Annotated in this window: 10 protein-coding genes; 4 read left to right on the forward strand and 6 right to left on the reverse strand. The window is 60.2% G+C overall.

Annotated features, from left to right (window positions below; genetic code table 11):
- Positions 1–5: 5 nt before the first annotated feature.
- Genes C489_RS17985 through C489_RS18000 form a run of 4 tightly spaced genes read right to left on the reverse strand, consistent with a single transcriptional unit; the run spans position 6 to position 2,406 of the window.
- The gene (locus C489_RS17985; RefSeq protein ID WP_006432773.1) at positions 6–929 is read right to left on the reverse strand and encodes a hypothetical protein; all 924 of its coding nucleotides are present in this window, start codon (positions 927–929) and stop codon (positions 6–8) included.
- Positions 926–1,525, reverse strand: a complete 600-nt coding sequence (locus C489_RS17990) for an Hsp20/alpha crystallin family protein (RefSeq protein ID WP_006432774.1) — start codon at positions 1,523–1,525, stop codon at positions 926–928. The genes C489_RS17985 and C489_RS17990 overlap by 4 nt, the downstream gene beginning before the upstream one ends.
- Positions 1,526–1,780 carry a gas vesicle protein GvpF gene (gene gvpF, locus C489_RS17995; RefSeq protein WP_006432775.1) on the reverse strand — a complete coding sequence of 85 codons (255 nt, stop codon included), beginning with the start codon at positions 1,778–1,780 and terminating at the stop codon, positions 1,526–1,528.
- Positions 1,781–1,782: 2 nt separating this feature from the next.
- Positions 1,783–2,406 (reverse strand): GvpL/GvpF family gas vesicle protein, encoded by a 624-nt coding sequence (locus C489_RS18000; protein ID WP_006432776.1) that lies wholly within the window; start codon positions 2,404–2,406, stop codon positions 1,783–1,785.
- Positions 2,407–2,790: 384 nt separating this feature from the next.
- On the opposite strand from C489_RS18000, the gene gvpA reads away from it, so the two are divergent.
- Genes gvpA through gvpO form a run of 3 tightly spaced genes read left to right on the forward strand, consistent with a single transcriptional unit; the run spans position 2,791 to position 4,698 of the window.
- The gene (gvpA, locus tag C489_RS18005; RefSeq protein WP_006432777.1) at positions 2,791–3,072 is read left to right on the forward strand and encodes a gas vesicle protein GvpA; all 282 of its coding nucleotides are present in this window, start codon (positions 2,791–2,793) and stop codon (positions 3,070–3,072) included.
- A gap of 6 nt (positions 3,073–3,078) precedes the next feature.
- A complete protein-coding gene (gene gvpN, locus C489_RS18010) occupies positions 3,079–4,104 on the forward strand; it encodes a gas vesicle protein GvpN (protein WP_006432778.1) in 1,026 nt (341 codons plus the stop codon).
- A 54-nt stretch (positions 4,105–4,158) separates the two neighbouring features.
- Positions 4,159–4,698, forward strand: coding sequence for a gas vesicle protein GvpO, halophile-type (gvpO, locus tag C489_RS22910; RefSeq protein WP_006432779.1), 540 nt, complete (start codon positions 4,159–4,161; stop codon positions 4,696–4,698).
- 251 nt (positions 4,699–4,949) lie between these two features.
- On the opposite strand, the gene C489_RS21680 is transcribed toward gvpO, so the two are convergent.
- Both C489_RS21680 and C489_RS23245 read right to left on the reverse strand, forming a co-directional pair.
- Positions 4,950–5,588, reverse strand: a complete 639-nt coding sequence (locus C489_RS21680) for a DUF6414 family protein (RefSeq protein ID WP_152423187.1) — start codon at positions 5,586–5,588, stop codon at positions 4,950–4,952.
- Positions 5,575–5,997 carry a DUF6414 family protein gene (locus C489_RS23245; RefSeq protein WP_152423188.1) on the reverse strand — a complete coding sequence of 141 codons (423 nt, stop codon included), beginning with the start codon at positions 5,995–5,997 and terminating at the stop codon, positions 5,575–5,577. The genes C489_RS21680 and C489_RS23245 overlap by 14 nt, the downstream gene beginning before the upstream one ends.
- 196 nt (positions 5,998–6,193) lie before the next feature.
- Between C489_RS23245 and C489_RS18020 the strand changes: the two genes are divergently transcribed.
- Positions 6,194–6,401, forward strand: a 208-nt coding sequence (locus C489_RS18020; protein WP_006432780.1) for a CHY zinc finger protein, incomplete at its 3' end; no start/stop codon positions are given.

A 6,401-nucleotide genomic window follows, 5' to 3' on the forward strand; every position in this document is an offset into this window, starting at 1 on the left:
GTGTGTCAGTCATCGTTGTTCCTCCGCTGTCGTTCCCGCTCGATCTCGAACCGACGGCCGTAGATCCGCTTCCGGGTCGGTGCCGTCGAGAGTTTGACCTCCTGTGGGACCGTCGAGTACCGGGCACCGCCGCCGAGGTCATTCCGCTCGGTCGGGATCGTCGCCGCCGCCGTCGGGTTCCGCGAGTTCGTGCTCGTGTCCTGCCGACGCATCTTCTCGCGGTTGAACTCGTAGAGCTTCTCGAACTCCTCGTGGGTCTCGAGCAGCGCCGAGCGGAAGGCGTCGATCCCTTCCATCGCCTGCTGCTGGATCGCCACCTGATAGGCCTCCGGGTCCTCCGCAACGTCGATGTCGCCCAGCGCTTCCTTCGCCGCGGAGCCGGCGTCCATCCCCGTATCGAGAACGCCGTCCTCGTCGTCGCCGAGCAGTCCGTCGCCGTCACCGTCGTCGCCGGTCGCGATGTCCGACACCGCGTCCTCGACCATCCCGGCGTCGTCGCCGTCCCCGAGGTCGTCCGCGGCGTCGTCGAGTTCGCGTTTCGCCTGCCACACGTCGGTCAGGTCCGCGGCGTTCCACGCGTTCAGCAGATCGATCGCGTCGAACAGCTCCGTGAAGTCGACGAGGTCGGTCACGCCGTGGTCGTCGTCGGCCAATACGTCGGGGACCTCGCCGAGTTCGATCGCGTCGAGGAGTTCGTCGCCGTCGATCGCCTCGGGCAACTCGCTCAGATCCATCGCCTCGAGCAGGTCATCGACCTCCTCGGCGACCCGCACGAGCGTGTCGAGGTCGCCGACGACCGTCTCGAGGGCGTCGTCGTCGAGGTCGTCGATCGCGTCGCTCTCGCCGAGGGTCTCCTCGAGCCGGCCGAGGCTCTCGGTCGCGTCCTCGAGCAGCGCGTCGAACGAGTCGCCGGCCTCGGCGTCGCTCATCCGTCGTCCTCCGTCTCGCCCGAGGGGTCGGTTTCCGACCGCTCCGGCCGTATCTGGACGGTGAGCACGCCGTTCTTGAGTACCGCTTCTGCTGTTGTCTCCCGCCATGGGACATCGACGCGGTCGAGTTCGCTCCCCTCGACGGCGATGACGAGCGTCGAGTCGTCGAAGCCGACCGTCACGTCGTCCGGGTCCGCGCCGGCGACATCGGCGGTGACGAGCAGTTCGTCCTCGTGAGTCCGGGTCGCAACGTGGTGGTCACTCGAGGGGCTCGAGGAACGAACGCGGCGCTTTCGCGATCGGTGGCTGTCGCCGTCGCCGTGGTCGTCGCCGCTCCGACCGGGGTTTCGATCGCCGGAGCGGTCGTCGAACGGGGCCCGATCGAGCGGCGACTCGCCCGAGAGGTCGTCGGCGGATCGGATCGAGATGTCGTAATCGAAGACCGCCCGATCGCCCCGCCGTCGTCCCGAGGTCGAGGCCGGGCCGCTCTCGAGCGATTCCAGCGCGGACAGCAGGCTAGAGAGCCAGTGGTCGCTCTCGTAGTCGCGGTCGTCGGCCGATTCGTCGCGGTCGTCGTCGGGGGTACTGTCGCTCATTTATCGTTTCACCTCTACGCGGCCGCTCGAGAGCTGCTCGTGGGCGTCGCGGGCGGTCTCGAGTTCCGCCTCGAGTTCTTCCTTGCGGCGTCGATACTCCTCCTCGGGGCGCTCGCCGAGTTCGTACAGCAGTTGGTTCTCCTTGAGCTCGTCCTCGAGGGCCTCCACGTCGTACAGCTCGTCGAGCGCGATCGAGTGGAGGGCGTCGACGATGCCCACGAACGGTCGGAACAGGAGGTCGTCGAGGACGAACATGGTTATTGCTTGGCTCCGATTTTCACGTCGACGAAGCTGTACGGCGCGAACGGCCCGGTGTACTGGACCATGAGTTCGTCGTGGTCGTCCTCGAACGCGGCGACCGCCTCGTCGAACGTCTCGCGCTCCGCTTCGTCGACGAGATACGAGCGGTTGAGGACGAGCCGGTCGCTGAACAGGTCGTTCGCGACGGACTGTGCGGCGATGGGGTCGAGGCGCTCCGCGACTTCCTCCTCGAGTGCCTCGCGGTCGATGTCGGCGTCTTCCTCGCGGACGAGTTTGAGGCCGAGTTCGACTCTGCCCTCGATGTCGTTCATCGCGCGCCGGAAGGCCGGTCGCGCCCCGCGAAGGACGTTCTTCAGCTCTCGGTCGCCTTCGAAGGCCATGCCGAACTGCATGGGCACGATGGTCGTGCCGCCGTCGTAGTCCATGATCTCGCGCAGGACTTCGTCGTGAATCTGGGCGTCTTCGTCGGTCTCCTCGGGGTCGGTCGTGTCGATATCGGAGACGACGGCACCGAGCCGGCGGTGGGAGATCGTGTAGACGCGGTCGGCACCGGCGACGGCGTCGGTCTCGAACTCGACAGTATCGGAGTCGACGATACCGTAGACGTACCGGTTACTCATCGATGGATCACTCGCGTGGTGTGCATGGAGTTTGATCCTCCCTGTCGCGCGCTCATTAGTCGACGCCCGTTACTGATCCGTCGCCGAGACCTACAGGTCGATAAACGCGTGCGTAATACGTCTCGATCGGCGCTGGGACAGGTGGATGACATGGGACTGCGATAGGTAGCGTGTCGCGCGGTCGAACGGGGACCGCGACGAGCACTCGCGTATCGTCACAGTTGGTTCGTCACCGCGGTGGGTTACCGTGGTGCTTGCAGTCGCAGCCCATCGGACCGATCCGTCCGCTCCTCCCGCCAGCCACGTCGATGGCGACCGCACGCAGGTCGGCTTGCAGTCGCAGTGCCAGTCGTGTTACGAGACGGCGGGTAAGGAGGAGGTGTTATGGCACAACGAACACCCAATTCCTCGAGTCTAGCGGAAGTACTAGACCGCGTCCTCGACAAGGGCGTCGTCATCGACGTCTGGGCGCGCATCTCGGTCGTCGGGATCGAACTGCTGACGATCGAGGCCCGCGTCGTGGTCGCCTCGGTCGACACCTTCCTGCACTACGCGGAGGAGATCGCAAAAATTGAGCAGGCCACCGCAGAGGGCGACCTCGACGAACTCGAGGAACTCGAGGTCGAGCCGCGTCCCGAATCGTCGCCGAAGTCGGCATCAGAGTAACCCTCGATGGCCGACGACACGTCGCGCAAGCGCAAGGTCCGCGGGCGGAAGATCACGGCCAGTCGCGAGCAGAAGGAGGGTCGCAAAGCGAAGAAAGAGCTCGCGCGAAAGGCACCGACCGACAGCGAACGCAACGGTGACAGTCCCCTCACCGATCCGGGCGAGGTCGTCCCCGAGCCGTTCGTCGAGACCGACGCGGTCCGGTCGCTGCGCGAGCGGATCAACGGCTGGCTCGAGGCGGACCAGCCGGTCCACCTGATCGGGCCGACGGGCTGTGGGAAAACGGCGCTCGCGCTCTCGGCGGCCGCCGAACGCGGTCGCCCGGTCGTCTGGCTCAACGGCGACGAGGCCGTCGACACCGCCGCGCTCGTCGGCTCCCACGCCGGCGGCGAGCGCTACGAGGAGAACGACCAGTTCGTCAGCGGCGTCAGCAAGAAGACCCAGATCGTCCGCGAACGCTGGGTCGATAACCCGCTCTCGGTCGCGGTTCGGGAGGGTGCGACGCTCGTCTACAACGAGTTCTCGCGCAGCGATCCCGCGGCCCACAACGTCCTGCTCTCGGTCTTCGAGGAGGGCGTCCTCGAGCGACCGGGGAAACGCGGCGCGGATCGGACGATCGACGTCCACCCCGAGTTCCGGGCGATCCTCACGTCGAACGACGTGGAGTACGCCGGTGTCCACGAACAGCAGGACGCGCTGCTCGACCGGTTTATCGGCGTCCACGTCGACTACTACGACGAGGAGACCGAACGCGAAATCGTCGGCGCACATGTCGACCTCGCCGAGGACGACATCGCGACGATCGTCGCGAAGACCCGAGCGCTCCGGGACGAACTCGATATCGTCGTCGGCACCCGCGCGGCGATCACCGCCGCGAAGGGACTCGCCGTCTTCGACGGTCTCGATGGGGACGGCGAGTTCGACGACGAGACGTTGACCCACGTCTTCACGGACGTTCTCGTCCCGAAAATCGCCGGCGAGAACGGCGGCAGCGTCGACGACCTGCGATCAAAGATCGACGCAACCGTCTGACCTGACACGGACGATCGAACCGTACGGGCCACATACCGAACCGAATCCAGGCCAATGGCAGAAGCCGACGCGCAATCACGAGAGCAGTGCAAAGCGCTGACGACGGACGGCGAGCGCTGCTCACGGCCAGCTCGAGACGACGGGTTCTGCTACCAACACGACGAGAGTGATCCAACAGTGAGCGACAGTCAAACGACCGAACAGGAGTCGGAGGAGGAACAGGGCGAAAACGATGTGGCGGAGCCACAGTCCCGCGGGACGGTCAGCATGACCGCCGACGAGATGACCGATCCCGAGGAGGTAGACAAAGACGTCGACGTCGAACAGGAGGAGATCGCCGGCATCCTCGCGGTCCGACAGACGGTTCAGTCGACCGCCGGCCAACTCATCGGCCACGAGTTCGACGGCGTCAGCGAAATCTCGCCGACCGACGAGGGCTGGCGCGCCGTCGTCGAAGTCGTCGAACGCCGTGCCGTCCCCGACACCCAAGACATCATCGGCCGCTACGAAATCGAACTCGACACCGAGGCCACCGTCCACGGCTACCGCCGACTCGACCGCTACCGCCGCGGTGACACCACCGAGTTCGAGTAAGTGTAGTGTGCTCGAGTGGGGGTTGAGTCGTCCCGGCTCGAGTGGTAACGCTGTCGCTCACTGTCGTCTTTTCTCGCCACAGATTTGTTTTAGCTGATTTCTCAGTCGTGGGACCGCTACCTACTTTGCGATGAAATTGTACTGTCAGTAAATCTACCACTCAGACAAGGATAACTCTCGAAATACTCGTGTGCACCCAGTTGATCTGCATTCCATATTTGAAATCTAAATATATAATTGATGTTTCAAATCTACCAATATATTGCGATCGGATTTATAATAGTCGCAGGTCCACGAATGATGAAATCATCAGGATTTATCTCAGGAATGATTGATGGTTCATCACTCTCTTCTCTATTTTCTTCTAATCTTTGCATTAGTCTTCCAATTATTTCCGCTCTCATAGCCATCACTTCTTCATCCGTAGAAACAGAACTAAGAACTCGGAATATTTCTAACAAATCCCATATGTCGTCTTCTGAAGTTTTTTCTTGAATACGTCCTAGAATTGTATATTGGTTCGTAGTATTGAATTCCTGTTTGGGATCGATCCACGTATCTGATTCATTTATAACCAATCCGAATTTGTCAGGAATGTTCTTAGGTATGACTTCCATACCAACTCTTCCATTATACACAAGATCAATCACATTATCAAATTCTCCCTTATCAGACTGGTTTTGTATTAGAGAAGTTAGAAATGAATCACCAGTCGGTATTTTACTTGTTGCAGTCATGAAGAGTTGGACTGCATTGGCCAAGGGATAGAGCGGATCTGTCCTACATTCACCCGAGATTTTAATCAAGTCCCCACTCTGTAGTTCAGACGTATCTGTATTTTCGTCTATATTATAAACGCTGATCTCTTCACTGTTTTCAAGTGCACTCACCAGTATNTGTCCTACATTCACCCGAGATTTTAATCAAGTCCCCACTCTGTAGTTCAGACGTATCTGTATTTTCGTCTATATTATAAACGCTGATCTCTTCACTGTTTTCAAGTGCACTCACCAGTATGCTAAAGCGATATTGATCTGTTATATTCTTGTCTATTTCAGATAGTTCTCTATTTCCTTCTCGATCTGTGGTACTTGCTGATCCTCCGAATTTGAGCAGTGAAGGGAGGTTTATTCCAGCATCTACGTTGCTTGTATTCTCTTTTTCCTCATGTTCCTCAGCAACCTGACTTATTGCTTGAGGAACGGCCATATACATAGAAGCAAAAAGGCTGTTTACCGCAACTTCATCTAGGTAAATAAACTCACGTATCTCTGCACTCGATGTCTCCCTTTCAGTCATATCCTCTGCAAGACATTATGACCCTATATTGGTAACGGTGATCGAATGAAATAGCATGGCACAATCTCCCTACCGCGCAATTGTCTGTAAGGGTGTTAGAGGTTCACTCTCACTTCAGATCAGCTAACCCTCGAGCACGAACACAAATGCACACCTCACCACAACACCGAAGCACCCGCCGGCCCTCGAGTCACGCGTGCAATCGATCGGCAGCCACACGGTATACGGCGTCGAGGTCGGTCCGGAAACGCGGTGTGCCCACTACGACACCGACCGCGACGTGGTCGCGTTCAAATTCGCCTGCTGCGAGCGCTACTACCCCTGTTTTCGCTGCCACGAGGAAGCGACGGAACACGAGGCCGTCCCGTGGCCGCGCGGGCGGTTCGACGAGCCGTCCGTGCTCT

This window comes from Natrinema versiforme JCM 10478 (assembly GCF_000337195.1).
Lineage (GTDB): Archaea > Halobacteriota > Halobacteria > Halobacteriales > Natrialbaceae > Natrinema > Natrinema versiforme.

What these genes read in the sequence shown, in the direction of transcription:
- C489_RS17985 (WP_006432773.1), bottom strand. Translation starts at nt 929, where the DNA reads ATGAGCGACGCCGAGGCCGGCGACTCGTTCGACGCGCTGCTCGAGGAC.
- C489_RS17990 (WP_006432774.1), bottom strand. Translation starts at nt 1,525, where the DNA reads ATGAGCGACAGTACCCCCGACGACGACCGCGACGAATCGGCCGACGAC.
- gvpF (WP_006432775.1), bottom strand. Translation starts at nt 1,780, where the DNA reads ATGTTCGTCCTCGACGACCTCCTGTTCCGACCGTTCGTGGGCATCGTC.
- C489_RS18000 (WP_006432776.1), bottom strand. Translation starts at nt 2,406, where the DNA reads ATGAGTAACCGGTACGTCTACGGTATCGTCGACTCCGATACTGTCGAG.
- gvpA (WP_006432777.1), top strand. Translation starts at nt 2,791, where the DNA reads ATGGCACAACGAACACCCAATTCCTCGAGTCTAGCGGAAGTACTAGAC.
- gvpN (WP_006432778.1), top strand. Translation starts at nt 3,079, where the DNA reads ATGGCCGACGACACGTCGCGCAAGCGCAAGGTCCGCGGGCGGAAGATC.
- gvpO (WP_006432779.1), top strand. Translation starts at nt 4,159, where the DNA reads ATGGCAGAAGCCGACGCGCAATCACGAGAGCAGTGCAAAGCGCTGACG.